The following is a 25,568-nucleotide window of genomic DNA, read 5'->3' as shown; positions in this document are numbered from 1 at the left end:
CCCTAACGTTCAAGCTGCCGCAGAAGCTGCAGGTATTGGTTGGCGTTCTCCGGCCCCAGTTTGACAAGCTGCTTAATGGTGACGACCGCCTCTTGCGTCATGCCGGCCTTGAGCTGCAGTTCGCCCAGCGCGTCAAGCTGCGTGATCGCCTCCGAGTTGCGCCCGGTCTGGCGGTACAGGCCGGCCAACCGCGAGCGCAGCGCGATCTCGTCAGGGTACAGGCGAACGAGTTCCTCGAGCGTGCGGACGATCGGCCCGACCTGCTTTTCGCGCGCGTACTGCGACAGCAGTTCGTCGAGTCGCTTGACGCCTTCGTTGCTGTTCCCCTGCCCGGAAGTGAATGTCGATCAACTGGCGGCGGGCGCGCTCGTCGTGCGGCCTAATTTCCAGGATTTCCTCGAACGTGCGCTGCGCGCGGCGCAGGTCGAAGCGGGTCATGTCGATGTCGGCGATCTGATGTTTGATCGCCACAAGCTGTTCGGCATCGTCGGTGAACCGCTTACACAGCGCATGGGCCATCGACAGCGCCTCACGTGCGCCGTCGACATTGCCAAGCTGGCGAAATGTCCTGCCGAGGTGGAGGTAGTGCGGCATCGCTTCCGGCTGACGGCCCTGCTGCTCGAGCAAGCCGATCAGCTCGGTGCGGATGGTGGTGTCGAGCGGCGCCATCTCCAGCACTTCGTTGAGGATCGAAGCGGCGCGGTCGAAGTCGTCGCGCACCATGTAGCTCTGCGCAACCATCTGGTACTTGTTGATCGCCTGCCGCAAACGCCCTTCGCGCACCATGATCTCGGCCATACGCACGTGGACAGGCAGGTAGTACGGCGCTTCCTCGACGGCTTGATGCGCCTCGTCCATCGCCAGCAGAAGGCGTTCCTCGCGGATGTACCGGTCGATGCGCTGGACCGCCTCGGCCAGCTCGTCGCCGCCGCCGCTGCCCAAGAAGTCGCGGACGCCGCCTGCGCCCGCCGTGCGCAGCATTTCATCCAAGTGCTGCCGCAGGTCTCCACCCGCTGCGGCCACTCCTTGCCGGAAAGCGTGCGCAGGAAGCGTTGATTGATGGCGACCAGAATCCCGTCGTTGGCCTCTTCCAGCGCGTCGACCAGCCCGCGGTACACACGCTCGACCTCGGCGCGCGGTGCCTTGTTGCGGTCGGTCTCGATCGACTGCAAACACTGAACGAGGAAGCGGGCCGCATGCTGCTGTTTGCCAAGCCGGGCATTCGCCATCCCGAGCGCGTGCAGCGCGCCGATGCGAAGCTGCGGGACGTTCAGGACCTCGCCGAGATGCGCCACCGATTCTTGCGGGCGGTCGGCCTGCAGAAGCAGCACGCCGAGGTTCATCTTGAGCGCCGGGTGATTCAGTCTGGGCAGCGCCCGCAGATACGCATCGATCGCTTCCGTGCGCGCATCCTGCCTCTGCAGTTCCATCGCTTTGAGGGCATCGGCGCCGGTCGCGTCAAGCATGCCGGTTTCCAGCACGTGCGCGGCCAACATACTCAGGGCCTGATTGAGCGACTCGCCGATCGGGCCGCGCGGGTCGCCCTCGGACATCGCCTTGTCGTCCTCGTCGACCGACTCGAAATCGGCGTCCAAACGTGCCGCCGAGTGCCGGACCACGTGCGGCGCGACATCGGCGTCTTCCGGCGGCATGACCAGTTCGCCGCCGGCGCGCAGCGCGTTCAGGCCGTTGAGCGCGAACGAGTTGCGCGGGTCGATCTTGAGCGCCCGCTCGACCGCGCGGATCGCGCGCTCGTTGTCGTTGTCGCGGCGGAAATAGTAGGCGAGAATCAGGAACTGCCGCAGCGAGCGTTTGCGGTCGTTGATGCGCTCGTAGGCCTGCGCCAGCTTGGCGTGCACGCTCGTGAGTCCGGGCGTCAGGCTGGCGGCGCGCTCCCAGTTGAAGATCGCCTTGTCGATGTCGCGCAGCGCAAGTACGCCTCGGCCACCTGCACATACTTCTGCGCGGCCTCGCGGTTGCGCCCCATGCGCTCGAGCGCCTCGGCGGCGTTTTCGGCCGCAGACGGGTCGTCGGGCGTAAGCTGATGGGCGCGTTCCAACACGCGCAGCGCCTCGCTGAGCCGGTCGGCGCGCAGCAGGCTCAGCCCCAAGTGCAGCTGGGCATCGCCGTCGTCCTCGAACTCTTTGACGGCCCGGCCATAATGGTCAATGGCCGCCTCCCAGTTCTGGTCCCACGCCGCGTCGTGCCCGGCGTTCATGTATTCAGTGTAGGCGTCGCGGTTTCCGGCCATCCCGGACCTCTCCATCACTACTCGGTCGCCCGATTCTCTCCGTAAGCGACGATGGCCGCCCTCAGCCTGCCAACAGGCGGGCGAGGATTGCCTTTTGCGCGTGCAGGCGGTTGTGCGCCTGCTGGAAGATCACCGCGCGCGGGCCATCCATCATCTCGTCGGTGATCTCTTTGCCGCGGTAAGCCGGCAGGTCGTGCATGACGACCGCGTCCGGCTTGGCCTGATCGAGCAGCGCGGCGTTGATCTGATACCCGGCGAACGCTGAAATCCGCTCGGCCGCTTCGTCTTCCTGACCCATGCTGATCCACGTGTCAGTGTAGAGAACGTCGGCGCCGGTGGCGGCGTCTTCGGGCCGTTCGACCTGCGTGAACTCGATCTCGCTGCGCTGTACGACCGGCATGGCCGCGTCGATTACCGCTTGCGGAATGGCATACCCCCGTGGCGCCGCGATGCTGAAGTCGATCCCGAAATGGGCGCACATAAACAGCAGCGACGACGCAACGTTGTTGCCATCCCCAATATATGCCAGTTTAAGGCCATCAGTGCGCCCGAAGTGTTCACGAATCGTCAAAACATCCGCCATGACCTGACAGGGGTGGTGATCGTCGCTCAAACCGTTGATCACCGGCACGCCGGACCACTTCGCCAGCTCGACGACGTGGTTGTGGTCGAACACACGCGCCATGATGCCGTTGACCATCCCCGACAGCACGCGCGCAATATCGCTGATCGCTTCGCGCTTCCCCAACCCGATCTCGTTCTGGCCGAGCATAATCGCGCTGCCGCCAAGGTGCTGCATGCCGACGTCAAAGCTTACGCGCGTGCGCAGCGAGGGGCTTCTGGAAGATCATCGCCAGCACCTTGCCTTTGAGGATCGGCCGATTGCCGCCGGCCATGTACTCGGCCTTGAGCGCAATCGCTTCGTCAATCAACGCGCGCAGGTCGGCCGTACTCCAGTCGTCAAGAGAGAGGAAATGCCGCATCGTAATCCTTCCGGCATGGCAGCGCAGGGAGCAGTTTGGAATGGACTGGAGTATATCACACGGCGGCGCGGAGGCGGTAAACGCCGGGGGAGGATTCTGCGGAGACGCCGCCTCCACAAGGGGTTTGCACCCCTTGACCCCATTTCTGCAACCGAGGCCGCGTGCGGCCTCGGTTGCGTGAACGGGAGTCCAGAGGGCGAAAGCCTTCTGGCAGGGCTTGGGACGGCGTCCCAACCTGAAGTCCCTTCTCATTCCAACGTCATCTGCGTACGCTACACTGCATGGACCGCAAACCGAGGGAGGACTGACCATGGCTTCCGTTCCGTTGACCGACACCGAAATCGCCAACGCGTTGAGCGGCCTGCCCGGCTGGGAGCGCGACGGCGACACCCTGACTCGCACCGTCAAATTCGACGCGTATCTGGCCGGTACGGCGTTCGCTTCGGCTGTCGGCGTGATCGCCGAGGGACTTGACCACCACCCCGACCTGCACATCGGCTACAAGAAAGTCACCGTGCGCTTCAATACCCACGACGCCGGCGGCAAGATCACCGCCAAGGATGTCGCCGCGGCACGCGCCGTCAACGCACTCGGGTATCCCAAGTCGTAAACTCAGAACTGACAAGCGCGCCGACACCCCGTACAATAGGCCGCCGTTTGACCGACCGATTGTGTTGAGGAACCCGATCCATGATGATTGAACACCCCGGCTTCGTGCTGTGGATGACCGGCTTGTCCGGCGCAGGCAAAACCACGCTTGCGCTGGCGATCGAAAAACAGCTTCGCGCGCGCGGCGTGCGCCTTGAGGCGCCTCGACGGCGACACCGTCCGCGAAGGCTTGACCCGCGACCTCGGCTTCAGCAAGGAAGACCGCGACAAGAACATCGAGCGCGTCTCGTTCGTCGCCAAGCTGCTCAGCCGCAACAACGTCGCCGTGATCGCATCGTTCATCTCGCCGTATGCCGCCATGCGCGAGCACGTCCGCAACGAGACGACCAACTTCCTCGAAGTGTACGTGGACGCGCCGCTGGAGGAGTGCGAACGCCGCGACGTGAAGGGCTGGTACGCCAAGGCCCGCGCGGGTGAGGTGAAGAACTTCACCGGCATCGACGACCCGTACGAAGCCCCGGAGAACGCCGAAATTCACGTCCGCACCGACCTGTACAGCGTCGACGAATGCGTCGCTCAGGTGCTCGAAGCGCTCGAGGAACGCCAGTTCATCCCCGCAGTTACGGCGTAGCCGGCACGCGGTACACCTCGACATCCCCATATCTGGCAATAAACGCGAGCGGGTCTAGGCAGACATTGCTCTGTCCGATGGCCCGCTCGTACGGTCCCACCAGCACATAGTCCACCTGATAGCGTCCCGCCACCGATCCAGCCCCGTGCAGCACGGGCAAGCAGTCGCCGGGGGCGTCCGCCGTGAAGAAGGCCGCCACTGCATCGGCCTTGCGGGCAGCGTTGAGCGTCAAGGCCGGGCCGGCGGACACGACTTGTTGACCGGCCCATACGGGCAGCCACACACTCACCTGCGGCGAAGCCAGAACGACATGACGGCTCGTGCTGCGGATCAACTGGAAAGCGCGCAGGTACTCGGCGGGCAGGGTCACGCGCTGCTGCGAAAGCTCCAGCGGCGCCAGCATCACGACCGCATGACTGGCCGCCACCAACGGCAGCATCACGGCGACTACACGATACCGCCAACGCCGGTTCTGCAAGCGTGGAAACCACACGTCCTCGGTCGCACGCGCTGCGAAATAGGCGACCGGCACCATCAGCCCGGTCAGGAACCCCCCACGCACGAACGGCAGCGTAAAGGCCATCCCCAGCATCGCCGCCAGCCAAACGAGCATGAAGGCCGAACCGTCCGGCTCGAACCGGCGAATCCCGCGCCACAGGCCCGGCAGCGCGATCAAACCGGGAAGGCCAATCCCGACCAGCAGCGGGCCGATGGCAGGTACGGTGTCCTGCCCGTGCAGTTCCCACAGCATCGAGATCAGCGGGTAGCCGGTGGTGAGGATCAGATTGTAGGCGAGGATCGGCAGCGTCGGCACCACCATCCACGCGAACCACAGCACATTACGGCGCAGACGCTTCTGGCGTACACCGTCGACCGCCAGCAGCACGCCGAACGTAATGGTCACCGGGCCGAGCGCCTGCGGATAAATGAGCGCCAGCACGATTGAGAACACGATCAGTGTCAGGCCGCTGTTGGTCACTTTGGGGACATCGGTCGTTTCCGGCGCCAGCGCGTCGAGGATCGCCGCCGACAGGAATGCTAGGCACGCAATCGCCAGCGGAAGGTGCACGTTGAGCAGCGCCGCCTGAAACGGGTACAGTCCCGAGCCGGCGGTGTCGGCTGCGCCCGATGGGATCAGCCAGCCAAAGCCCGCCCCGACCGACGCGATCGACCAGAACACGCGCCGAATCGTCAGCCGTGTCCAGATGGCCGCGCCAAGCACGTACAACGCGTGGAACATGAACAGCGCTGCGAGCGCCCGCGCGACGTGGAACAACGTGATCCCGTCGAGGCCGGTTATCCGCGCGAGTTGCCCCACTACGATGTACAACGGATCGGCAAGGAGGCCGGGCTGGGTTTCGCCCGTGTGCAGCGTGCGCCACAACCACTCGCTGTCCTGACCGATGCGCATGGTGCTCAGAACCTGCGCCGCATCCTCCGGCGTGTGCAGGGCGCCCATGAACGCCCGCGCCGGGTCGGTCAAACGCATGGGGAGGAGGATCATCGGGAGCAGGATGAACAGCGCCAGAATCGTGGCGCCTGTCATCACCCACCGCCACTCGGCGGCAGTCACCTGACCGGTGTAGCGCGTCTGCATGCTGCGTCCTTCGGCGTGGATCGTTGGTGGCACCCACCTACCGTGATTGTATCCGAACTTCAGTTAGGCGCCTTAAGGCAAACACAATGCTCACGATGCGTCGAACCGGCCCAGCAGTTCGATTTCCGGCTCAAGCCGCACGCCGAACCGCCCTTCGACAGCGGCCTGCACGTGCCGGATCAGCGCGTAATAGTCCGCCGCCGTCGCGTTGCCACCGGCGTTGATGAAGAAGTTGGCGTGCACCGGCGAGACCTGTGCCCCCCCGATCGCGTAGCCCTTCAGCCCGCACGCTTCGATCAGTCGCCCGGCGTAGTCGCCCGGCGGATTCTTGAACACGCTGCCGAGGCTCGCCCCCGGCGGCTGAGTGCGCTTGCGATACGCGTTGTGCTCGTTCATGCGCGCGCTGATGTCGGCCGGGCTGTCCGAGCTAAATCGCAGCGTGGCGCCGGTCACCAGAAAGCGCCGATCGACACGCGCTTTGAGCGCCGAATGCCGGTATGCATAACCAAGATCGGCCAGCGTCCATTCACGCGCGCCTGTGGGCTCGACCACACGGGCCGACACCACACAGTCAGCCATCGACGCGCCATGCGCTCCTGCATTGTTGACCACCGCGCCGCCGACCGTGCCGGGGACGGCCACCGCCCACTCGAACCCGCGCAGGCCAAGTGTTGCGCACGTACGCGACAGATGAGTCAGGGTCGTTCCCGCGCTTACGCGCAAGGTGTTCGCGTCCCGCGGCACGATCTCGGCTGTGCGATTGTTGATGACGATCAATCCATCCACGCCGGCATCGCTGATCAGCACGTTGGCCCCGCCGCCCAGCACGCGCACCGGCACGTTCGCTGCCCACGCCGCCGTAACGATCGTTTCGAGATCTTCGGTGTCGCGCGCGACGATGAGCGCCTCGGCGGGCCCGCCGAGGCGCGCGGCAGTGTAGCGGGCGAGGCCGGGATCGTCGGCGAACCGAGAGGTCAGCGCAGCGGGCAGATCGTGGATGTTCATGGCGCAGAGTGTACGCCGGCACGCATGAATCCGGTAGGGAGGGATCAGATCGAGAAGAATTAAGGAACAATTGATTTATTGACGTCAATAGTTGTGATACATTGGGTGTGTCGCATCGGCCGTCCAGCCCTGCGAGTAACACTAATCAAACTTTCCATCGCCCTGAGGTTACGACTCACTAACGCAAGTTAACATAGCAGCCGAACACAAGTTGACGCAACGTCCGAGTTAGACCGGGTACGGCACAAGGAGCATCCGCTTTCGCCGTACAGAGCCGATATTTACCGCCCGCAGCCGCCATCGACGTTTACCTTATCCGCCACCAGCAGACAGCAGCAGCAGCACAGTACGAAACGCCCGAAGCCGCAGCTGCATTACGAAAGTACTGTCATGTTACAGCCCAACAATCTGCTCCGACTTGTCCCGTACACGCATTTGATCCCCGCGAGCGAATTCGGCTGGGACGAACTGGCTCGCCTGTACAACGTCACGCGCGCTGACTACATCGTGCCAATGCCGATGGACGGGCCGCGCTTGCAGGAGCATGCTCACATCTATGACATTGCCCTCGACAAATCGGTCGTGGCGATTGATGGCTGGGGCGAACCGATCGGGCTGGGTATGCTGGGCGTGCGGGAATGGCAGGCGTGGATGACACGGTTGGGCATCGTCCCGGGTCACCGCGGTCAGGGCATCGGTACGTCGATCGTCAACGCCCTGCTCGACGCCGCATGGACGACGTCCGCCCGCAGTGTATCGCTCGAGATCATCTGCGGCAACGATGCCGCGCGAGCGCTGTACGATCGCGCGGGCTTTGGCACCAGGCGCGAGCTGCTCGTCCTGCGCCGTCCCCCGCTGGCGCCGAATGACTTCATGATGCGCGATGTGCACGTGACGACACTGCTCCCGCATGAAATCGAGTGGTTGTTGCAGCGTCGCACCGATCAGCCGACGTGGGTCAACGCGACGGCCTCGCTGTGCAACGTCGGCAAGCTGACCGGCTTGCGCGCCCGCACACTGGACGGCGAAGAGAGCTGGATCATCTTCCACCGCGACCCGTATATGCTGTCGCACTTCGTATTCGGCCCATGGGTCAGCGCCGATGTCGCCCTGGCGCTGCTGGCATCCATGCATCAGGTCTACGTCAAGTTCGACACCAAGATCGAAGACCTCCCCGACGGCAGTCCGTACTGGCCCATCCTCAAGCAGTTGGGCTACGTGCTGGCGTTCCGCCGCTGCGAACTGGCGATTGACCGGCCCGCCCCCGTGGCCTGATCGATCCACTCCTCCACGAACTCGATACCCCGCAGGGCATAGCGCTAGTGAGCCGCTAGCCGTTCGATCATGCGCGACAGGTCTCCGGGCATCACATGACGCGCCAAAGGGTTGGGCCACACCGCCAACGCACCGCCTTCCCGCACCACGACGGCGCTGACGTGCCGGTAGTGCCGGATGAACTCCGCAGCACTCCTGAACCCGCGCCTCGCGAAGAACGTCTCCTCCTTGCCTTCGGCGCGCCCGCGCAGCGAAGCCGCTGCACCGGCCACGTCGTCAACCGAGACACCCGCATCGCCGGCAAGCCACAACACGTTGACGATCCCCGCCGGCATCTGGCCGGCCTTGTCGCACAGGATGCCGGTCAGCTTGGCTTGCCGTGCTTCAGGGTCGAGGTTCTGCCATTCCACGCTGCGCACGCGCCGCACCTCCACATTGAAGCGCGTGTGTGCCTTCCACGTCGCCGAGAAATCCGGCCCGCGTTTGCCGGTCGCCGCATACGTCTCGTACTCGAGCGCAATCTTCGGCTCGTGGAGCAAAAGCGCGGCGGCCTGCAATTCGGCGTATAGATCGCTCACCGCATCGGCGTCACGCGCGGCCCGCAGCTTCGAACGAATCTTGGTCTGGTACGTTTCGGCAAACGCACGGTACCGGCGCGACCCGCGCACCCATGCCTCGAACTCGGTGTAGAAGCCGGGCCGGCGGTGCTCAAAGATGGCGCCAAGCAGGGTGTCGATCGGGGACACGGTCTCCGGCTTCCTCAACAGTCAGGCAGGCACAGCGCGGAGGCTTCGCCTCCACACCTCGACCAAAGGGCTTACGCCCTCTGGACTCCCTTATCTGCGGAATTGAGCCGCAGTCGGCTCAATTCCGCAAGTAAGGAGGTGCAGGAGTGCAAGCTCCTGCTGGGGCTTGGGGCAGCGCCCCAAATCCCATAGGAATTCTCAGATCACAACACCGAAAAACCGAAAAAACGTCACAAATCTACAAAAACATGATACACTGCGGGGCGTGTCCAGCCATAAATGCGGAATCACCCGACATGCAGATCACGAGCACCCCTCCCGACAGCGCCATTGAGCCTATTGTTGCGGCGCCCACGTTACCGGCGCAGCGCGCCGCCGAGAACACGTTCATGGCGTCGATGTTGTTCGCCGGGGTGCGCTGCATTCTCGAATATGTCGTCCTGCCGTTCATGCTGCCGCTGCTCAACCTGAGCAACTCGATCGCCGTGCCGCTCGTGATGGGCGTCAACATCGTGGCGTTCGTCGCGCTGGTGGCCAGCGTGCGCAAGTTCTACGCCATCAATTATAGGCACAAGCACGTGTACTTGGCAATCGCGATCGTCGGCGGCGTACTGCTGACGGTGTTCCTGATCGGCAACGTGCGCAGCCTGATCGGCTAGCCAGCGCCACGTCTCCAGTGAGCCGCTATGCCCGCCGCGACGAAATCGCTGCGCTCGATCCGTCGACGGATTACGAGCGGATCGTCTATCTCGTCGGCGCGTACGAATTCCCATTTGCAACCCAGCGGTCGCTCGAGTTCGCGCTGTTCAAGACCTTCGCCGTGCCGAGCATTTCCAAGCTGCTCGCGCAGACCGGCGAATTCACGACGCGCGGGCAGAAGCGCTACGACGACACCGCGCTGATCGTCTCCGAGATTGCCGAGCACGGCATCGACAGCGAACGCGGGCACGCGGCCATCCGTCAGATGAACCGCATGCACCGCCGGTTCGACATCGCCAACGACGACTATCTCTACGTGCTCGGCTCGTTCATCTTCGAACCGATTCGCTGGAACCCGGTATTGGCATGGCGGCCTTCAACCGAGGCCGAACGCCTCGCCAACTTCTACTTCTGGCGCGAGGTCGGCACGCGCATGGGCATCAAGGACATCCCCGCCACCTACGCCGAGATGGAATCCTTCTACGACGCCTACGAGGCCGCGCACTTCCGTTATTCGCCGGAGAACGCGCAGATCGCCGAAGCGGCCATCCACGTATTCATGAACTGGTTTCCGCGCCCGCTGCACCCGTTGATCCGGTCGGGTATCGTCGCCTTGCTCGACGACCGGATGCGGGCGGCGTTCGGGTTTCGCACGCCGCCGGCATGGTGGCGATGGACGGTGCGGCGCGGGCTGCGCCTAAACGCGGCAATCACCCGCCTGCTGCCGGTGCGCAAGCGACCGTACCACTTCACCGGGCAGCGCAGCCGCACCTACCCGAACGGTTATCAGATCGATCAGCTCGGCAGCGCGCCTTAGAGGTCGTTCGAAAACGAGATTTCAGGTTGGGACGCTGTCCCAAACCCTGCCGGAAGGCTGTCGCCCTCCGGCCTCCCTTTCTCGCGAATTGTCCTCGCGTGCGAGGACAATCCGGAGAGATGGGGTCAAGGGGTGTAAACCCCTTGTGGAGGTGTGGAGGCAATGCCTACACATTGCTTCTCAAACGGCGCCTTAGCGCCTGACCGCATACGTCAGCATCAGCACGCCGTCGGGAAACACGGTGTGTGACGCGAGAGTCAGATGCAACTGACCGTCAAACGCGGCAAACAGCGGCGTTCCACGCCCGAGTAGAATCGGCATAATCGCAAGCTGAATCTCGTCCAGCGCGCCGGCCTGTACCGCCTGCGCGGCGAGATCGCCGCCGCCGACGATCCAGATATCCTTGTCGGTGCGCGCTTTGAGATCGGCGATCACTGCGCCGATATCCCCCTGCGCGAAGCTCAGCCGGTCGGCCTCGGGAAAACGCGGCAGCTCACGCCGGGTCATCACGACCGCGTCGACGCCGGGATACACCCACCCGACCCCGAACCCGAAGATGTCCATGTACGTCTTGCTGCCCATCACGACTGCGCCGAGCGAGGCATAGAACGCCTCATAACCATAGTCGACGTTGCTGCCGAAATTCTCCAGCCACTCGACCTTGCCGTCACCGTCGGCGATGAAATTGTCCACGCTCGCGGCGACGTAATACACGACCTTCGACATGCGGCGCTCCTATCGCGTTGTGTGTCATTGCGGAATGATCACGATACACCAAACTCGCGACCCGTGACTGTACCAGAAATTGAGGAAAGCGCGCCCGCGGCCCGTCACCCGATTCGCAATGATGCGAAACAAACGCCATACTCTGCGCGCAACCCGGGCTGTCCAATCCCCTCGATCACACCCCAAGTCCGACGTGCTTACTCAATCGGGAGTTTCCGGGGGAGGGTCGACTCATGTCCGACAGCGCGGAAGTCCGCACCCACGCCAATGGAAGTCCAGTCCGGCAATGGCTTGCATGGTCCATGGTGATCCTCGCCGTGGGTTTGATGCTGCGGCTCGCGCCAATCCTGCTCAACCCCGAGCCTGTCCTTGTGGCCGACATGATCCGCTACGATCGTGAAGCGCGTGCTTCTTGAGACGGGACAGTTCTCCAGCGGGCATTGGCCGGCGTACCCGGTCACGCTGGCGGCGGGTTACGGATTGTGGCCAGATGGACTGCTCGGGGGCCGACTGCTGCAAGCCGTGTACGGACTCACGCCAGTGGCAGTCGCGCTGTTCGTCGGGCGCGCGGCGTTCGGCCCGCGCGCGGGCCTGATCGCCGGCGGGTTGTGCGCAGGACTCCCGCTGCTGTTGATCTACAACGACTATCTGCTGACTGAAACGCTGTACGCTGCTGTCTTGTCTGCTGCGTTTGCGGCTGCACAGGTCGGTATGCGCCGATTGAACGCCTCTCGCGGCATCGGATGGGGCGTGCTGCTCGGCGTCCTGTTCGGCGCAGCGGCGCTTACGCGCGGGACGCTCGGAGCGGCCCTGCTGCCCGTGATGCTCGTCTACATCGTATGGCGGTACAAGGCGCGCGCCGTCGTGTATGCAGTGGCCGCGCTGGTCGCGTTGGTCGTCACGATCAGTCCGTGGCTGATCTACAACGCGCAGACGTACGGCTGGGCGACACTGTCAACCCGAACCGGCCGCGACCTGTACGCAGGCAACAATCCATGGGCGGACGGCTCGTGGGGCAGCGGAGTCGCATATCTCGACGACCCTGCAAGTCCGCTCTACGGCCTGACGCCGATCGAACAGGCACAGCGTGGGACGCAAGAGGCGGTCGCGTGGATCGTGCGTAATCCGGTTCCGTTTGCCGGAAAAGGCGTACAGGCCGTGCGCTACTTGTACGAACTACCGCGCCAGTACGCCTACAGCTATCGTGAAGGGTATTACGGCCAATCGCCGATTGCGCGTTTGGGCTGGCTTATGCCGACGGCCGTCATCGGCGTCAGTTTCGCCGCGGTGATGGTTCTGTTCGTGATCGGCAGCGTGGCGCATCGGGCCAAACCCGCAGTCCAGCTATGCGCGGTGCTGCTGCTTGCGATAACCGGCAGCGCGTTCCTGACCTACGGCGACAATCGATTCTTGGTGCCGTTCGTGCCGCTGATATGCGTTCCCGCGGCCGCAGTGATTGCTCACCCTCGAAAAACGTTCGCGCTGATCGGGCCGCGGGCACGCGCGGTCACGGCACTGCTTATAGTTCTGCTGTGCGTCAATTGGGCGGTGCTGGCGATCGCGGAACTCTCGGCCACGTAGCGCTTGCCCCGTGCCTATGGTGCGGGGGTCGGATCAGTCGCCATCGTCGGAGTCCCACAGTTTCAATTGAGAATTGACCTTCCCGTTTCGCGGCATAGAGAGTGTCTGACTGTTGTTCTTGTATGTGTCCCACGAAATGAGGTAGTCGTCGGCCTGATTTCCCCAAACGAGCCACCCCGGACGTGAACCACGGGCAAACATCTCGAGATACGGACCGGGACTGCACGCTTCGACAATGTCGTACAGCTCATCCGGTTTACGAGAATGCTCACGCTTCTGCGTCTTGATGATGTTGACCTGCGTTCTTCCCTGCTGGAGCGTGCGCAGTTTTCCCCGGACGCCGAATAGTACGAGTTCGGTCGTATTGCGGAAGTAGAACCCGACACCCCGCCCGTCCGGCTCGCCATCCTTGCGGACCTTATGCCACACGAGATTCGTCTTGTATTCAAACCCCCATGCAGCAAGTACATCCAGACCCTCGCGCAGCAAAGCGTTCGGAACCCAGAGGTACAAGTGGCTTTGATCGGCAGCGGCGTCACACACGGGAAGCGTCATGATGTCGTCGAGCGATAGGGTCGGATAGCGCGACAAGCGTTGGTGTTCAGGTGCAACCTTGCCTGTGCGGTTCTGAAACTGCCATGGGGGATCAGCCAAAATCGTACCGAATTTCTGCCCATTCACGAATGCGGCGAAGTCGTATGCGGCTTGAGAATCGGTCATCCCTAACAATCCTCCGCATACAACGCCGCCTTGATCCCAAACACTAACAAAGGACAGCCGGCTGCACCACCGCCGGAAACCTTTGGAAGCAGCTTACTCATGTGGGTCGTAGAGGCTCCGTACGATGAACCCCGGCCGAGTCGGTTGAATATCGCTTGCAGTTCATCCGAGCGCGTGAGAATGATTCCTACACTAATGACTCGGAGGTCAAAGAGTAGGCGAAAGTTGTTCAAGTCTCGATCGAAGAAAGGATCCTTGTTGTTCCACTCGACCTCAAGCGCAATTCGATTCTTGGAAACAATCGACGCTGTGTGTGGGTGAGTCTGGTCGTCTGATCGTTGACACGAATGGCCGTGTCGAAACTGCGCTCGATCCATCCCCGCGCGCCCAGCGTCCGGTCGACATGCCGTGCAACCTCACTCTTGTTGCCACCACCGCGTTCGATCCAGCTTCGACACAACCGGAACTCAGTAAGAAGCGCGATGATGTCCTTCCATTCTTCCGGAAAGTCTGCGTGAAGTATGCTAGAAGCGTGACGCCACTCATGAATCTCGAAATGTTCACGAATTGATGCGGGAAAGAGGGAGACAGGCACGCGGTTCACTCGTTTGGGCGTCTAGATCTTAGCTAATTGTACCATGTGCCTGCGGCTAGACATCCGCCGAGACAAACTACATCGCCCGCGCGTGAAGAATTTCGTGTTCGCTGACCGGGCGTACCTGTTCTACATCCACTGTGACAACATCCAGCGTGTCGCCGGTGAGGGTAAAGAACTCGACCTCATAACCCGCGTGGTCGCCGTGAATCATGACGACAACGCCGATGTCTCCGGCGCGGAACCGGCCATCAGGCAAGTCCGTGGTCAGCACAATACGGTCATGTTCGCGAATCATATCTCTCACCAAGAGCGCCTATGGTGCGGGGGTAGCCGGTTCGCCGGCCAACAGCGGCTGAATGTCCCCGCCTGCCACGACAAGGACGTCGGCTGACACCAGCCCGTCCACGCCGGCCTCGATGCGATCCTCGGGGATGCCCATCAGCGCCGCCAGATAGCGTGCCGTCCAGCGCTTGCCGGTGTAATCGCGGATGCGGGTCGGGCCGTTGTCGGGTGTCGGCAGGTTGCCCACCGACGGCTCGACACGCACCTGCCGGCTAATCAGCCAGTCGCGCGTTTGGCCGGCCAGCCCGGCGATATCGGTACCGTTGTAGACGCTGATTGTCGCGCCTTCATTCTCGGCCAGCGTGCGCAGCTCGGCCAGCGTGCGGGAGGGCTGCGGGTTGAACACGTCTTGGATCAGGCCGCGCACCGCGCCGATGTTCGGCACCAGCACGTCCGCGCCGGTCGGATCTTTGGCGAAGCTGACGTAGCGATTGTCGATCACGCCGGTCGTGATGTTCTCGCGCGGGATCTCACCGGCGAGGCGGGCGAGCGCCAGCAGTTCGTCCAGCGACAGGTCGGTCTTGATGCTGTCGATCAACGCGTGGTACAGCGGCACGGCCTGCGTGACAAAGTTGGCGATTCCGCCGAGGCTCAGGAACTCGGCCTGCGCCGCCTTCAGCACTTCCTGCTGGCGGCGTGCGCGGTCGAAGTCGCCGCCTTGGGTGGCGCGCGTGCGGGCATACTGCAGCAGGCGTTCGGCGTTCAAGCGCTGACAGCCGGGGTCGAAATGCACTGTGATCGTGCCATATCCGGCATCGGGGTACTTGGGATCGTCGATCGCTTCGGTCGGGCACACTTCGATGCCCTGCGGTGCGAGCGAATCCACGACGGTCTCGAACACGTCGAAGTTGATGCGGATGTAGTTGTCGACACGGATGCCGAACGTCTGGCGGATCGTCTCTGCGGCCAGCGCGGGACCGCCACCGCCCGGATAATTGCTCAGGTCGCCGACATAGTTGGCGGTGTTGATGCGCTGATTCTGCGCCTGCCCGGGGATGCTGACGTACATGTCACGCGGGATGCTCAGCACGCCCACGCGCTTGCGTGCCGGGTCGACGTTGATCAGGATGATCGTGTCGCTGCGATAGGCGCGCTCGGTGTCGAAGCCGGAACGCTCGTCGATGCCAAGCAGCAGGATCGTCTTGCGGGTCGGGTCGTCAAGCTCCGGGATGCCGGCTAGCGGATCGGGGGTCGGCTCCTCGGTGGGCGGCGCCGGCGTAAACGTCACGCCCGGTTCCGGCGTACTGGTCGGTTCCGGCGTCGGCGTGACGGTGGGGGTCAGTGTCGGCGTCTGCGTCGGGAGCTGTTCACGGAACACGTCGAACGAGATGGCCGCCGTGTCGATGCCGCGCTCGCCCGCGTCGACGGCGAACTGCTGTGCCGCGCCGTATGCCACGACCGAGCACAAGGCCGTCGCGCCGACCAGCGCCAGCACGCTCAAGATGAACATCCAACCGGGGACACCGCGCATGTCACGAGCCTACATCGTTACGTCAAACGGCCGCATTGTATCATAGGGCGCCGCGCTCGATATACCGGCGCAATTCCGACGCTCTCCCCGCGAGGATGCCCGGCACCTTGCCGCGGTACGACGGGTGATCGTGATGCACAGCCACCCACCGGCAGGAGGTCGCGTAGCGCGCCGCGGCCAGTGTTTCGAGGTCGGCGCCGGTCGTGTTGTCCAGCGCGCTGCCGGCGAAACTCTCCCACAGCGCCGCCTTGATCGCGCCGTACTCCGGATTGGTGCGCAGGAACAGCAGCATCGGCGCGAGATCGTACAGCGGCCAACCCCACGCGCAGTCGTCAAAATCGAGGAAGCCGACCCGGCCGGCATCGAACAGCAGGTTGTCGGGCTTGAGGTCGGCGTGGATGAGCTGCTTCGCCGCGCCCGCTGCGCGTTGCCGGTCGAACACCGCTTGTGTGCGTTCGATCACGGCGTCGAGCACGTCTTGGATCGGCTCGAGCAGCGCCTGTCCGGCCGCGTCCGGCTGATACGGCGAGTTCGCGCCGAACAGCCCGGCGATGTCGAGCGTGGGACGGTCGAAGCCGGCGGGTGGATCGAACGAGCGCGCCGCGGCGTGCAGCGCGGCGATGGCCGATCCCGCCGCCGCAGCGTGTTCGGGGCATGAACTGATCGACCGGCACTGTCTCGCCGTCCTGCCACGCGACCAGCGTGCAGATCGCCGGCGTGTGCTCAGTAAGTGAAACGCGCACGGACGCTGCCAGCGGTCGAGGCGCGTTGATTCCCAACCCACCGAGATGCGCCAATAGCGCCAGTTCGGAGTCGATTCGCGCCTGCGACTTGCGACCCGGCCAATGCACGCGCACGACCGCCTGCTGCCCGCCACGCTCTACGCGATACACGGCGTTGCTGCGCAGGCTGAGCAGGCTTGCATTCGCGTCTCGCCAGCCCCACGCCGCCAGCGCGGATCGTGCGGCGTTGAGCATGGCCTCCGCGCGCTGCGAGTCATTGAGATGTTCGAAATCGGACATTGTTCTCCCAAAGGGTGGATTCCCTCTGGACTCCCTTCTATGCGAAATCATGCCGCATGCGGCATGATTTCGCGAGCAAGGAGGTGCAGGAGTGGAAACTCCTGCCGGGGCTTGGGGCAGCGCCCCGGCGTGCGGTCTACTTCGTGGCGGCGCCGGTGGCGCGATACTCTCCGCTGCTCCACACCAGAACGTAGATGCCGGGCGTCTCGCGGCTCGTGCGGTCGATACCCTGCTGGCGGTAACCTTCCTGCGACCACTCGAACACCCAGCGTGCATCGCTGATGCTCAGGTTGACGCACCCGCGGCTGCGGCGGTAGCCGAAGTTGTCGTGCCAGTACGTGCCGTGCAGGCTGATCGAGTCGTCGAAGTACATCACCCACGGCACGCCGCTGAGGTCGTAAGCGTTGGGCGCGCCGGCGAACCCGCTCATGCGGTCCTGCGGCAGATCGGCCCACACGCGGAACAGACCCTCGTTGGTGTCGGTGCCGGGCAGGCCGGACGCGATCAACGTGGCGAACACGGGCGTATCGCCGTCATAGGCGACCATCGCCTGCTCGTAGAGGTCGACGGAGACCCACCGGCCTTCGACGCCTTCCGGGCGCTCGGTCTTCAGCGGCTTGCTGATGACGCGCTGCTCGACCCACTGATCGGGGCCGACCATGTACCAGCGCCACCCCTTCTTCGTCGTAGGCTTCGGCGAAAAGCGTGATCGTGTCGTAGCGATACAGCAAGCGTCCGCTGTCGGCGTTCTGCGGGCCGCCGGGATAGTCCGACGTGTACATCGTGTCGAGCGCCCACGCGAACTGGTTCTGCAAGCCGTCCAGCACCTGCACGCCCCGGAACTCCGACGCCGGCGTGTACTTGAGCGACGCCGCCGTCATCCAACCGCCGCCTTCGATTTGCACCCAGCCTTCGACGCTGGTCCAGTCGAGCGACTGCACCGCGTGGAAGCCGGATGGGATCTCGCGGATAACGCTGCCGCCGGGCGCGTCGAACACCGGCGCGCCGGCCGAGTCGACCTTCCAGAAGCTGTAGTTGTTGATGGTGTAGCCGTCGCGCCGCACTTGCGCCAGCGTCGGGCTTGGGAACGCCCGCATGTAGTCGAGGCAAGCGCTCGGCACGCCGACGGACAGGTCGATGCCGGCACAGGCGGCAGAGTCGAGGTTGGCGGACGCCGGGGCGGCGGTCAGCACGACCGCGAACACAACGCCAAGGAGGATCAGCACTCGGGACATAGGGTATGGTTCAGCCTGCTCTCAATGATTGCCCGTATAATAGCACAGCGGCCGGCGGGCGTTTAGATGCATGCACGCCGCCTGACCCACTGTTAACATGCGACTGATGGACGCACCATGACCGGCACCCTTTACCTTGTCCCTACGCCCATCGGCAATCTCGAGGACATCACCCTTCGCGCGCTGCGAATTCTGAAGTCCGCCGCGCTGATTGCCTGTGAGGATACGCGCACAAGCCGTGTCCTGCTTAATCACTTCGAAATCGACACGCCGCTGACCAGCTATCACGAGCACAACAAGCTGGTCAAACTCGACGCCATCCTCGATGTCCTCGATACCGGCGATGTCGCGCTGATCAGCGACGCCGGCACGCCCGGACTCAGCGATCCGGGCTTCGAGCTGGTGCGCGCCGCCGTCGAGCGCGGCTATCCGGTCGTGCCGCTACCCGGCGCCAGCGCGGTCATTACAGCGCTGGTCGGCTCGGGCCTGCCAACCGACTCGTTCGTGTACCTCGGATTTCTACCGCGCAAGCACCTGAGCGACTACTTCGCTGGCCTCAGAGATGAGCGCCGCACGATGATCTGCTATGAAAGCCCGCACCGTCTGACCGACGCGTTGGACGCGATTGTCGCCGGGATCGGACCCGATCGGCCGGTCGTGGTGGCGCGCGAGCTGTCAAAGAAGTTCGAGGAGTTTGTGCGCGGCACCGCGGCCGAAGTTCGCGAACACATGCGCCAGCAGCCCCCACGCGGGGAGATCACACTCCTGATCGGCGGCGCGCCGGCCGAGGCGCTGCATTGGGACGCCGATCAGGTACGCGCGGCGTTCAAGGCGCGCCTCGACGCCGGCGACAGCCGGTCGGCCGCAGCCAAGCAGGTCGCCGCCGAAAGCGGCTGGAAGAAGAACGACGTCTATGCACTCGACGTTTAAGGGAGAGACAAGGGGCAAGGCGACCCGACGGGTCGCCCCTACAAACCGTCTCTGTGTGCTCCCTTTTCTCTGTGTCCTCTGTGTCCTTTGTGGTTAGTTTTCCTTCGCCGCAGTGTCCGCCACCCGTCGCCTAAGCGAACCTCGCCCCTAGATCCCGCTGAACGCGTTGACCCCGCCGTCCACGATCAGCACGGTGCCGGTGACGAATCGACTGGCCGGCCCCGCGAGATACAACAGCGCGCCGAGCAGGTCTTCGGGTTCGCCAAAACGCCCCGCTGGTGTATGCGCGATGATCGTCCCGCCGCGTGCCGTGAGCGTGCCGTCCTCGTTAAGCAGCAGGCGCCGGTTCTGTTCGCCCACGAAGAAGCCGGGCGCGATGGCGTTGACACGCAGCCCCGCGCCGACCTTCTGCGCCAGCTCGACCGCCAGCCATCGGGTGAAGTTCTCGACGGCGGCTTTGGCCGCGCCGTATGCCACGACGCGAGTCAGCGCGCGGTGCGCCGCCATCGACGAGATGTTGACGATGCTGCCGCTGCCACGTCCGGCCATCACCGCACCGAACACCTGCGAGGGCAGCAGCGTGCCGGTTAGGTTCAGGTCAAGCGCGCTGCGGAAGGCGTCCGCCGGCACGTCGAAGAACGAGCCATCCGGCCCAACGGTCGCCGCGGGGACGTTGCCGCCGGCCCCGTTGACAAGGATGTCGATGCCGCCCCACGCTTGAACGATGGCCTCGCGGGCCGCTTCCAGCGAGGCGCGGTCGAGCACGTCGGCCGGCGTGGCGAGGGCCGTGCCGCCCGCCGCTTCGATCTGAGTCACGACCGCGTCGGCAGCTTCACGGCGGCGGCCCAAAACGGCGACCTTCGCCCCCGTCTGTGCCAGTCCGCGCGCCATCGCCCCGCCCAACACGCCGGTCCCGCCGGTGACGACCGCCACTTGCCCGGTCAGATCGAACAGCGATTTCAGGAATGAGTCGGTCATGGTGGGTGCGGCCTTCCGTATGCAGCGTGTGAAATCACGACACTAGCCTAACGTCTCGGGCGCAGCCTCGCTACCCGGCTTCGCCCGCGTCCACCGGCAGCCCTTCGAGGCGCATGATGGTGAGCGCGTTGGTCGTCGGGCTGGGGCCGGGGCGCAGCACGTAGTCGAACGCCATCCGCCCGTCGGTGATCGTCTCGCGAAAGTGCAGGTTGCGGACGTGTGGCACGGCGTCCGATAGCGCGGTCAGTTCGAGGTCGTGCGTGGCGACGATCCCGAGCGCCTGCCGTTCGGCCAGCGCGCGGATATACGACCGCCCGCCGATCAGCCGTTCGCGGTTGTTGGTGCCGCGGAAGATCTCGTCGATCAAGTAGAACAGTGTCAAGCCGTCGGGCGTGTCGAGCGCATCGAGCAGCGCGCGCAGGCGGCGCACTTCGGCGTAGAAGTAGCTCAGTCCTTCGACCACCGAGTCGCTCACGCGGATGCACGTGAACAGCCGGAAACGGCCGAGGCGCATCGCATCGGCGTCGACCACACTGCCGGCATACGCCAGCGCGATGTTGAGGCCGACCGCGCGCAGCAGCGAGCTCTTGCCGGACATATTCGAGCCGGTCAGCAGTGTGACGGCCGAGTCGGCGTCGGCGTGGAACGGATTGCGCACCTTGCGCTCGGCGGGGATCAGCGGGTGGCCGATCGACTCGGCGTGCAGCTCGGGCGCGTCGATCAGCGCGGGAAACGCGTACTCGGGATGCAGGTCGGCGAACGTCGCCAGCGCCGACAGCGCCTCGACCTCATGCCACGCATCGAGCCAGCGCGGGAGCGCCGCGGCCAGCGCATGTTTGCTGCGCGCCAGCAGCGATGCCGTGATGAGATCCCACGGTGTGAGCAGGTTGAGCACCAGCCATGCAATGAAATTGGCGCGCACGCTGGCCGCTCCGGCGATCAGGCTGATCCGGCGAAGCAGCGACGATGGACGCGCGGCAGGGTCGCGGAACGGGGCCAGCAGCAGGTCGAGCTGTGGACGACCCGGCGTGCGTCGACGCTCCAATACCCGGAACGCCGCGGCCAACCGGCCGACTTCGTACGAGACCGTGAGCGCGTCTTCGCTGACTTTCGCCACGGCGCGGATGAACACGGCGCTCAGGCCGACGTACAGCACCAGCGTAAGCGGCAGCAGAGCCTGCCTCCGCGCCGGACAGATAGGCGACTACCTGCACGACGTTGATGACCGCCAGCATGGCAAGGCCGACGAGCGCGGCCAGCGGCACGGGCGGCGCGCTGTGCGGATCGTCGAGCCACGCTTGCAGCGCGCCTTCGTCGCTGGCCGGGTGACGCGCGCTCATCGAAAGCCGGTCGCGGAAGGCGCCTAGCGGGCGCAGTTCAGCCAACAATGTCTGCCGGCGGGCGATGGCTTCGGCGTCTGGCGTGCCGGCCAACAGCCAATCGCGCAGGCGGCCGCCCCCGCCGTCGAGGTCGTCGTGTCGATCAGGCGCAGCAGGCCGCGCGGCCCGGTGATGTCGAGGTCGCTGGCATACGGGTGATGGGGTCGGCGCTCGTATGGCGCGCAGGCGGAAGACCGTCCCACGCCAACAGCATCCGCGCCAAGTGTGCCTGCTTGATCGCGTCCAACTGGCGTGTCGTCTGCGCGGCCTCGCGCACCCGTCGATGCACCACGACCGCCGCCGCGAACGCGCCGATCCACAGCACCGCCGCCGGCAGCGCCAGCCCGCCCGGCGCGCCGAGGAACGTCAGCGCGCCGCCGGCCAGGAACGCGCCAAGCCGCACGAGGCTGAGCTGGTCTTCGCGCTGCGCCAGCGCATCGCTGCGCCGGTCAAGCCGTTCAAGGTGGCGCTGCAGGGCGGTCACCAGCCGCAGGCGCGGGATATCGGTCATTGGGCCTTTCCTTACCGGCTCTTCTGAGAACTGCTTTTCCGACGGACGTTCGCCTTCTGGTCGCCCGTTTCTAATACTCGGGAGGTGCACGCGCCGACTCCTGCCGGGGCGTGGGGCCGCGGCCCACCTCGAATTCTCGGTCATGCGGTGGGAACCGTCCAGTGTGAGCTGACCGCGAGTCAAGGCGTAGTCGTTTGACACACTTTCGCGGTATAGTGTATGTGCGATGGAAAGGACGGCCGCTATGGAGCGCAAATTCGAGATTACGTCCGCGACACGCGGCGCAGCCTTTACGGTTCGGGTCATGACGCGTTCCGATTACACGGGCATGGCCGGCCTGATGGAAGACGACAGCACGCTTCGCGTCAAGCTCGTCGCCGAAGAGGCGGCGGCAGCGCCGCCGCCAACGAAGAGCTGATCCAGTTCTTTGCCGAACTGCTCGAGGTCGACCCGAAGCGAATCGAAATCGTGGTCGGGGCACAACGGCCGCGACAAGCTGCTGTCAGTCATGGACCTCAACAAGACCGACCTCCTCGCCAAGCTGGGGCTGTAGCGACTCATGCGCCGCTTCGCCCGCACGGCGGACTGATCGGCGCGGCGCTCGCCGGGCTGGCGGCCTGCACCGGCGGGCCTGCCGAACCGTCTGCCACACCCCTCCGACCCAAGCCCTTAACCCCGCACCGCCGACGGCTACCCCGGCGATTGTCGAGCCGACGCCGACCGTCACGCTGCCGCCGTCTGCGTTCGACGTCGCTCTCACACTGACTGCCGAGGCCCCGACACCCGATCCGACCGGAAATCGCGCGGGAGGCGCGCGCAGCGCAGGCGCTCGACGCCGCTGCGGCCGAAAGCGGCCGGCCCGCCGCCCAGTTGGACGTCATCGCCGCGACTGGCGTGCGCGCGGGCGCATGATCGACGGATGCGGGCGCGCCGTCTCGGGCCAGACGCTGGTCAGCATTCTCGACGGCGAGTCGGTCATCGAGGTGCTGGTCGGGCTGGAGGACGCGCAGGTGTGCGGCACGGTCAACCTGTATGACGACCGCCCCGACCTGTTCATCCAGCGCGATCCGATTGCCGAGGGGGTTGGTGTTGATCGCCCGCACGGCGTGCGGCTCGCACGGCCGAGGTCGAAGAAGCGGATGTCGTGCTGGTCAGCGCGCGGCCCTCAACTGGCCTGACGCCACGCTGGGATGCACGGCCGAAGGCGCGCCTGCGCCCACGCCGGATCTGCATCCGCGGGCGTCGCCGGCTACCGCATCGTGGTCGAGGCCGGCGGCGACGCGTACATCTATCACACCGACTTCGACCGCATCATCCCGTGCGTGGAACCCTAACCGCGCGGACGATCCGATCCAAGCCCGCCAAATCTTTCACGACATCGACCTGCGCGTCAGGCAGGGCGGCACGCGCCAGATCACCTCGCCCGCTCCCTGATCTGCGCCGATCTCCAGCAGCACGAGCGCGTCCGGCGCCAGCACGTGTGGCGCTTGTGCCAGTAACCGGCGCACCACGTCCAACCCGTCCGACCGCCATCGAGCGCCAGCGCCGGTTCATGGCGGCTGACGTCCAACGCCGGCAGCAGCCGCTGTCGATGTACGGCAGGTTCGCCAGCAGCACGTCGACCTGCAGCCCGGCGTCGTGGATCGGCGCGAGCAAATCGCCGTGGTGAAACGTGAGCGTAACCCCGTGTTGAGGGTCGCGTTGCCGCGCGCCACGTCGAGCGCGGCGGCGCTGATGTCGACGGGCGTGCACGTCGGCCTGCGGGCAGTGAGCGGCGACTGTAATCGCAACCGCGCCGCTGCCTGGGCCGATGTCGACGATCACCGCGCCGGCGCGCCAGCCTGCGGCGCAGTGATCGCCAGCTCGACCAGCGTTTCGGTCTCGGGACGTGGGATAAGGACGGCCGGCGTCACGTTGAAGGCCCGGTCGAAGAACGCCCGTTGGCCGAGGATGTAGGCCATCGGTTCGCCCGCAGCACGGCGTCTTCGACCAACGCGGCGAACCGCGCTTCTTGTGCAGAAGTCAGCTCGCGCCCGGATGCGCGATGACATGCGCGCGGCTCTCATTGAGCATATGCGCTATTAACAGCTGCGCGTCCAGCCCGGGCGAGGTGCTGTGGTCGGTGAAGCGTGTACGGGCGGCGGTTGCGCAGCGGGCCGAGCGCGGTCATTCCGCCTCGGCGGGCGGCACGGCGTCAAGCGAATCGTAGCGCGGGAGTGCCGCCAACATGCGCGCCGAGAACGCGCCTTCCGGGCCAACCAGTACGTCGATCACCGCGACCGGCGACGCATCAGTGGCGCTCGCGTAGGCCAGCACCATCAACGGCTCGGCCACGTCCAGCCACTTGACCGTCTTCATTTCGTCGGCGCCGTCGCTGCTGGTAGCCGTAGACCTCGGTGCGGGGATACGTTGCTGCGTTTGACGACGAAATCGAGCGCGTCTTCCGGTGAACATCTCGCCGCGTTCCAGCGCAATCAGTCCGGGGACAAGCGAGAGAAAGTGCTTTTCGAGATAGCGCACGCCGTAACGAATCACGACGCTGCGCGCAAGAGCCTCGCCGTCGGGCGAGGGGGCGGCAAGCAAGAGGAACCGGCCGCCGTGACGTATGACAGCGCCGGGGAGTCTTCCCGTACGGGTCGCGCGCGGGGATGGTCGAGCGTGACACGGGGTCCAGTGATGGGCGGGCGCGGCGGTTTGGCCGTGCTTCGTCGGCGACCTCGTCGGCGTGGTCGTCATGCGCGCCGTGGTCGCCGTCGACCGGACGTCGATGTTGTCGAAGTTCTCGAACGGGCGCGTCGCGGCGATCCACGCGCCAATGCCGCCCGCCATCATCAGCAGGCCGAGCACAAACCAGATCCCGACGTCTCCGCCGGTAATCACGCCCACGCCGGCGGCCACCAGCATCAGGGTCAGTCCCGTCCCCGCCAAGCCGGCCAGCCACCACGTCAGCGGCGTCATGCCGAACTCGTGGACCATGCCGGACACTTGTTCTTCTTCGTGGTGAGCCATGCCGACTCCCTTTGTATCGGTTAAACACGCCTAATCGAATGATTCTGCCGTCTCGCGGCGGCGGCGGAGTCAAGGCGATATGACCGCGCGCCGGCAATCGCCTCCCGGACTGCGATGCGTTGAGGTTTCGGCCGAGCATTGAGGCGCATACGCGGCCGATTTTTCCCTCGCTGCGCCTCACAACCGCACGCCGAATCGCGTGTCAAGTGACCGTCACCTGTCAAGAATTGACACACAATTGTCGGGGTTGTGTAAAACCATTGTCGCAGCCCGTTGACAGGATTCTAACTTTCGCATACATAATGGACATAGTCGCTCATTCCTCAACGGATGGGTCTGTGAAGGCTGTAACCACGACCACCACCCACTACGACGACCCCATGATGCGCGTGCTCTTGGATAATCCTGCCGAGCTGTGCGGTCGCGTTGTTCGACTCCAACCTGCGGATTGTG

Annotated in this window: 32 protein-coding genes and 3 pseudogenes; 12 read left to right on the top strand and 23 right to left on the bottom strand. The window is 64.8% G+C overall.

Features of this window, described 5'->3' with window-relative positions; translation table 11 throughout:
• Window positions 1–2: 2 nt before the first annotated feature.
• The 5 genes and pseudogenes from IPM16_12555 to argF all read right to left on the bottom strand — a co-directional run bounded on the left by IPM16_12555 (window position 3) and on the right by argF (window position 3,234).
• On the bottom strand, window positions 3–188 hold the full coding sequence (locus IPM16_12555) for a hypothetical protein (GenBank protein MBK9123928.1): 186 nt from the start codon (window positions 186–188) through the stop codon (window positions 3–5).
• A 22-nt stretch (window positions 189–210) separates the two neighbouring features.
• Window positions 211–723, bottom strand: coding sequence for a tetratricopeptide repeat protein (locus IPM16_12550; protein ID MBK9123927.1), 513 nt, complete (start codon window positions 721–723; stop codon window positions 211–213).
• Window positions 633–1,859, bottom strand: coding sequence for a hypothetical protein (locus tag IPM16_12545; GenBank protein ID MBK9123926.1), 1,227 nt, complete (start codon window positions 1,857–1,859; stop codon window positions 633–635). The genes IPM16_12550 and IPM16_12545 overlap by 91 nt, the downstream gene beginning before the upstream one ends.
• 17 nt (window positions 1,860–1,876) lie before the next feature.
• Window positions 1,877–2,251, bottom strand: coding sequence for a tetratricopeptide repeat protein (locus tag IPM16_12540; protein MBK9123925.1), 375 nt, complete (start codon window positions 2,249–2,251; stop codon window positions 1,877–1,879).
• A gap of 61 nt (window positions 2,252–2,312) precedes the next feature.
• Window positions 2,313–3,234, bottom strand: a pseudogene (gene argF, locus IPM16_12535) (ornithine carbamoyltransferase).
• Window positions 3,235–3,544: 310 nt separating this feature from the next.
• Between argF and IPM16_12530 the strand changes: the two are divergent.
• Window positions 3,545–3,844 carry a 4a-hydroxytetrahydrobiopterin dehydratase gene (locus tag IPM16_12530; GenBank protein ID MBK9123924.1) on the top strand — a complete coding sequence of 100 codons (300 nt, stop codon included), beginning with the start codon at window positions 3,545–3,547 and terminating at the stop codon, window positions 3,842–3,844.
• A gap of 80 nt (window positions 3,845–3,924) precedes the next feature.
• Window positions 3,925–4,474: pseudogene (cysC, locus tag IPM16_12525) on the top strand (adenylyl-sulfate kinase).
• On the opposite strand, the gene IPM16_12520 reads toward cysC, so the two are convergent.
• Window positions 4,464–6,071 carry a hypothetical protein gene (locus IPM16_12520; GenBank protein ID MBK9123923.1) on the bottom strand — a complete coding sequence of 536 codons (1,608 nt, stop codon included), beginning with the start codon at window positions 6,069–6,071 and terminating at the stop codon, window positions 4,464–4,466. The pseudogene cysC and the gene IPM16_12520 overlap by 11 nt on opposite strands.
• 90 nt (window positions 6,072–6,161) lie before the next feature.
• Window positions 6,162–7,076, bottom strand: coding sequence for a UDP-N-acetylmuramate dehydrogenase (gene murB / locus IPM16_12515; GenBank protein MBK9123922.1), 915 nt, complete (start codon window positions 7,074–7,076; stop codon window positions 6,162–6,164).
• Window positions 7,077–7,466: 390 nt separating this feature from the next.
• Here murB and IPM16_12510 point away from each other — a divergent pair, with 390 nt between their 5' ends.
• On the top strand, window positions 7,467–8,351 hold the full coding sequence (locus IPM16_12510) for a GNAT family N-acetyltransferase (GenBank protein ID MBK9123921.1): 885 nt from the start codon (window positions 7,467–7,469) through the stop codon (window positions 8,349–8,351).
• A 44-nt stretch (window positions 8,352–8,395) separates the two neighbouring features.
• Here the strand turns inward: IPM16_12510 and IPM16_12505 are convergent, their stop codons facing one another.
• Window positions 8,396–9,097, bottom strand: coding sequence for a hypothetical protein (locus IPM16_12505; protein MBK9123920.1), 702 nt, complete (start codon window positions 9,095–9,097; stop codon window positions 8,396–8,398).
• Window positions 9,098–9,393: 296 nt separating this feature from the next.
• On the opposite strand from IPM16_12505, the gene IPM16_12500 reads away from it, so the two are divergent.
• Window positions 9,394–9,756 (top strand): hypothetical protein, encoded by a 363-nt coding sequence (locus tag IPM16_12500; GenBank protein MBK9123919.1) that lies wholly within the window; start codon window positions 9,394–9,396, stop codon window positions 9,754–9,756.
• 17 nt (window positions 9,757–9,773) lie between these two features.
• Window positions 9,774–10,613: a DUF2236 domain-containing protein gene (locus tag IPM16_12495; protein ID MBK9123918.1), complete on the top strand. Its 840-nt coding sequence runs from the start codon at window positions 9,774–9,776 to the stop codon at window positions 10,611–10,613.
• 192 nt (window positions 10,614–10,805) lie between these two features.
• Here IPM16_12495 and IPM16_12490 read toward each other — a convergent pair whose 3' ends face one another.
• Window positions 10,806–11,339, bottom strand: coding sequence for a dihydrofolate reductase (locus IPM16_12490; protein MBK9123917.1), 534 nt, complete (start codon window positions 11,337–11,339; stop codon window positions 10,806–10,808).
• 233 nt (window positions 11,340–11,572) lie between these two features.
• Here IPM16_12490 and IPM16_12485 point away from each other — a divergent pair, with 233 nt between their 5' ends.
• Complete coding sequence (locus IPM16_12485) at window positions 11,573–11,755, top strand: hypothetical protein (GenBank protein ID MBK9123916.1); 183 nt, start codon at window positions 11,573–11,575, stop codon at window positions 11,753–11,755.
• A complete protein-coding gene (locus tag IPM16_12480; protein MBK9123915.1) occupies window positions 11,736–12,920 on the top strand; it encodes a glycosyltransferase family 39 protein in 1,185 nt (394 codons plus the stop codon). The genes IPM16_12485 and IPM16_12480 overlap by 20 nt, the downstream gene beginning before the upstream one ends.
• A gap of 33 nt (window positions 12,921–12,953) precedes the next feature.
• On the opposite strand, the gene IPM16_12475 is transcribed toward IPM16_12480, so the two are convergent.
• The 8 genes and pseudogenes from IPM16_12475 to IPM16_12440 form a co-directional block, all read right to left on the bottom strand.
• Window positions 12,954–13,640 carry an S-adenosylmethionine-binding protein gene (locus IPM16_12475; GenBank protein ID MBK9123914.1) on the bottom strand — a complete coding sequence of 229 codons (687 nt, stop codon included), beginning with the start codon at window positions 13,638–13,640 and terminating at the stop codon, window positions 12,954–12,956.
• 2 nt (window positions 13,641–13,642) lie between these two features.
• Window positions 13,643–14,235: pseudogene (locus IPM16_12470) on the bottom strand (restriction endonuclease).
• Between the two features lie 76 nt (window positions 14,236–14,311).
• Window positions 14,312–14,533 (bottom strand): DUF4926 domain-containing protein, encoded by a 222-nt coding sequence (locus IPM16_12465; GenBank protein ID MBK9123913.1) that lies wholly within the window; start codon window positions 14,531–14,533, stop codon window positions 14,312–14,314.
• Between the two features lie 18 nt (window positions 14,534–14,551).
• Window positions 14,552–16,051, bottom strand: coding sequence for an LCP family protein (locus IPM16_12460; protein MBK9123912.1), 1,500 nt, complete (start codon window positions 16,049–16,051; stop codon window positions 14,552–14,554).
• 40 nt (window positions 16,052–16,091) lie between these two features.
• Complete coding sequence (locus IPM16_12455) at window positions 16,092–16,493, bottom strand: phosphotransferase (GenBank protein ID MBK9123911.1); 402 nt, start codon at window positions 16,491–16,493, stop codon at window positions 16,092–16,094.
• Window positions 16,384–17,073 carry a phosphotransferase gene (locus tag IPM16_12450; GenBank protein ID MBK9123910.1) on the bottom strand — a complete coding sequence of 230 codons (690 nt, stop codon included), beginning with the start codon at window positions 17,071–17,073 and terminating at the stop codon, window positions 16,384–16,386. Before IPM16_12450 ends, IPM16_12455 begins: the two co-directional genes overlap by 110 nt.
• 136 nt (window positions 17,074–17,209) lie before the next feature.
• Window positions 17,210–17,620 carry a L,D-transpeptidase gene (locus tag IPM16_12445; GenBank protein ID MBK9123909.1) on the bottom strand — a complete coding sequence of 137 codons (411 nt, stop codon included), beginning with the start codon at window positions 17,618–17,620 and terminating at the stop codon, window positions 17,210–17,212.
• Window positions 17,607–18,308: a hypothetical protein gene (locus tag IPM16_12440; protein MBK9123908.1), complete on the bottom strand. Its 702-nt coding sequence runs from the start codon at window positions 18,306–18,308 to the stop codon at window positions 17,607–17,609. Before IPM16_12440 ends, IPM16_12445 begins: the two co-directional genes overlap by 14 nt.
• 117 nt (window positions 18,309–18,425) lie before the next feature.
• On the opposite strand from IPM16_12440, the gene rsmI reads away from it, so the two are divergent.
• On the top strand, window positions 18,426–19,238 hold the full coding sequence (rsmI, locus tag IPM16_12435) for a 16S rRNA (cytidine(1402)-2'-O)-methyltransferase (GenBank protein MBK9123907.1): 813 nt from the start codon (window positions 18,426–18,428) through the stop codon (window positions 19,236–19,238).
• 147 nt (window positions 19,239–19,385) lie between these two features.
• Here the strand turns inward: rsmI and IPM16_12430 are convergent, their stop codons facing one another.
• Together IPM16_12430 and IPM16_12425 are read right to left on the bottom strand one after the other, a co-directional pair.
• Window positions 19,386–20,216, bottom strand: coding sequence for an SDR family oxidoreductase (locus IPM16_12430; GenBank protein ID MBK9123906.1), 831 nt, complete (start codon window positions 20,214–20,216; stop codon window positions 19,386–19,388).
• A gap of 70 nt (window positions 20,217–20,286) precedes the next feature.
• A complete protein-coding gene (locus IPM16_12425; protein MBK9123905.1) occupies window positions 20,287–21,348 on the bottom strand; it encodes a hypothetical protein in 1,062 nt (353 codons plus the stop codon).
• Between IPM16_12425 and IPM16_12420 the strand changes: the two genes are divergently transcribed.
• Window positions 21,341–21,583, top strand: a complete 243-nt coding sequence (locus IPM16_12420; protein MBK9123904.1) for a hypothetical protein — start codon at window positions 21,341–21,343, stop codon at window positions 21,581–21,583. The genes IPM16_12425 and IPM16_12420 overlap by 8 nt on opposite strands.
• A gap of 115 nt (window positions 21,584–21,698) precedes the next feature.
• Here IPM16_12420 and IPM16_12415 read toward each other — a convergent pair whose 3' ends face one another.
• Window positions 21,699–22,106 carry a hypothetical protein gene (locus IPM16_12415; protein MBK9123903.1) on the bottom strand — a complete coding sequence of 136 codons (408 nt, stop codon included), beginning with the start codon at window positions 22,104–22,106 and terminating at the stop codon, window positions 21,699–21,701.
• Between the two features lie 244 nt (window positions 22,107–22,350).
• On the opposite strand from IPM16_12415, the gene IPM16_12410 reads away from it, so the two are divergent.
• The 3 genes from IPM16_12410 to IPM16_12400 all read left to right on the top strand — a co-directional run bounded on the left by IPM16_12410 (window position 22,351) and on the right by IPM16_12400 (window position 23,440).
• Window positions 22,351–22,524: a hypothetical protein gene (locus IPM16_12410; protein MBK9123902.1), complete on the top strand. Its 174-nt coding sequence runs from the start codon at window positions 22,351–22,353 to the stop codon at window positions 22,522–22,524.
• Window positions 22,525–23,014: 490 nt separating this feature from the next.
• A complete protein-coding gene (locus IPM16_12405) occupies window positions 23,015–23,284 on the top strand; it encodes a hypothetical protein (GenBank protein ID MBK9123901.1) in 270 nt (89 codons plus the stop codon).
• 12 nt (window positions 23,285–23,296) lie between these two features.
• Entirely contained in the window at window positions 23,297–23,440 is a 144-nt protein-coding gene (locus IPM16_12400; GenBank protein ID MBK9123900.1) for a hypothetical protein, read from the top strand.
• Here IPM16_12400 and IPM16_12395 read toward each other — a convergent pair.
• The 3 genes from IPM16_12395 to IPM16_12385 form a co-directional block, all read right to left on the bottom strand.
• The gene (locus IPM16_12395; protein MBK9123899.1) at window positions 23,418–23,930 is read right to left on the bottom strand and encodes a methyltransferase; all 513 of its coding nucleotides are present in this window, start codon (window positions 23,928–23,930) and stop codon (window positions 23,418–23,420) included. The two genes, IPM16_12400 and IPM16_12395, sit on opposite strands and share 23 nt — an antisense overlap.
• On the bottom strand, window positions 23,927–24,067 hold the full coding sequence (locus IPM16_12390; GenBank protein MBK9123898.1) for a hypothetical protein: 141 nt from the start codon (window positions 24,065–24,067) through the stop codon (window positions 23,927–23,929). The genes IPM16_12395 and IPM16_12390 overlap by 4 nt, the downstream gene beginning before the upstream one ends.
• Before the next feature lie 205 nt (window positions 24,068–24,272).
• Window positions 24,273–25,115: a hypothetical protein gene (locus IPM16_12385; GenBank protein ID MBK9123897.1), complete on the bottom strand. Its 843-nt coding sequence runs from the start codon at window positions 25,113–25,115 to the stop codon at window positions 24,273–24,275.
• Between the last annotated feature and the right edge of the window lie 453 nt (window positions 25,116–25,568).

Origin of the sequence: Candidatus Flexicrinis affinis, assembly GCA_016716525.1 — a bacterium.
GTDB classification, from domain to species: domain Bacteria; phylum Chloroflexota; class Anaerolineae; order Aggregatilineales; family Phototrophicaceae; genus Flexicrinis; species Flexicrinis affinis.
The sequence above is the reverse complement of the archived record's forward strand: the minus strand, read 5'-3'. Positions and strand labels throughout refer to the sequence as shown.

Coding starts and splice junctions, on each gene's coding strand:
- IPM16_12420 (MBK9123904.1), top strand. CDS start 21,341: ATGAACACGGCGCTCAGGCCGACGTACAGCACCAGCGTAAGCGGCAGC.
- IPM16_12475 (MBK9123914.1), bottom strand. CDS start 13,640: ATGACCGATTCTCAAGCCGCATACGACTTCGCCGCATTCGTGAATGGG.
- IPM16_12445 (MBK9123909.1), bottom strand. CDS start 17,620: ATGGTCGCCTATGACGGCGATACGCCCGTGTTCGCCACGTTGATCGCG.
- IPM16_12540 (MBK9123925.1), bottom strand. CDS start 2,251: ATGGCCGGAAACCGCGACGCCTACACTGAATACATGAACGCCGGGCAC.
- IPM16_12415 (MBK9123903.1), bottom strand. CDS start 22,106: ATGACCGATATCCCGCGCCTGCGGCTGGTGACCGCCCTGCAGCGCCAC.
- IPM16_12390 (MBK9123898.1), bottom strand. CDS start 24,067: ATGGCCTACATCCTCGGCCAACGGGCGTTCTTCGACCGGGCCTTCAAC.
- IPM16_12490 (MBK9123917.1), bottom strand. CDS start 11,339: ATGTCGAAGGTCGTGTATTACGTCGCCGCGAGCGTGGACAATTTCATC.
- IPM16_12510 (MBK9123921.1), top strand. CDS start 7,467: ATGTTACAGCCCAACAATCTGCTCCGACTTGTCCCGTACACGCATTTG.
- IPM16_12460 (MBK9123912.1), bottom strand. CDS start 16,051: ATGCGCGGTGTCCCCGGTTGGATGTTCATCTTGAGCGTGCTGGCGCTG.
- IPM16_12500 (MBK9123919.1), top strand. CDS start 9,394: ATGCAGATCACGAGCACCCCTCCCGACAGCGCCATTGAGCCTATTGTT.
- murB (MBK9123922.1), bottom strand. CDS start 7,076: ATGAACATCCACGATCTGCCCGCTGCGCTGACCTCTCGGTTCGCCGAC.
- rsmI (MBK9123907.1), top strand. CDS start 18,426: ATGACCGGCACCCTTTACCTTGTCCCTACGCCCATCGGCAATCTCGAG.
- IPM16_12450 (MBK9123910.1), bottom strand. CDS start 17,073: ATGTCCGATTTCGAACATCTCAATGACTCGCAGCGCGCGGAGGCCATG.
- IPM16_12465 (MBK9123913.1), bottom strand. CDS start 14,533: ATGATTCGCGAACATGACCGTATTGTGCTGACCACGGACTTGCCTGAT.
- IPM16_12530 (MBK9123924.1), top strand. CDS start 3,545: ATGGCTTCCGTTCCGTTGACCGACACCGAAATCGCCAACGCGTTGAGC.
- IPM16_12410 (MBK9123902.1), top strand. CDS start 22,351: ATGGAGCGCAAATTCGAGATTACGTCCGCGACACGCGGCGCAGCCTTT.
- IPM16_12440 (MBK9123908.1), bottom strand. CDS start 18,308: ATGTCCCGAGTGCTGATCCTCCTTGGCGTTGTGTTCGCGGTCGTGCTG.
- IPM16_12385 (MBK9123897.1), bottom strand. CDS start 25,115: ATGGCTCACCACGAAGAAGAACAAGTGTCCGGCATGGTCCACGAGTTC.
- IPM16_12405 (MBK9123901.1), top strand. CDS start 23,015: ATGATCGACGGATGCGGGCGCGCCGTCTCGGGCCAGACGCTGGTCAGC.
- IPM16_12520 (MBK9123923.1), bottom strand. CDS start 6,071: ATGCAGACGCGCTACACCGGTCAGGTGACTGCCGCCGAGTGGCGGTGG.
- IPM16_12400 (MBK9123900.1), top strand. CDS start 23,297: ATGCACGGCCGAAGGCGCGCCTGCGCCCACGCCGGATCTGCATCCGCG.
- IPM16_12430 (MBK9123906.1), bottom strand. CDS start 20,216: ATGACCGACTCATTCCTGAAATCGCTGTTCGATCTGACCGGGCAAGTG.
- IPM16_12550 (MBK9123927.1), bottom strand. CDS start 723: ATGGTGCGCGACGACTTCGACCGCGCCGCTTCGATCCTCAACGAAGTG.
- IPM16_12485 (MBK9123916.1), top strand. CDS start 11,573: ATGTCCGACAGCGCGGAAGTCCGCACCCACGCCAATGGAAGTCCAGTC.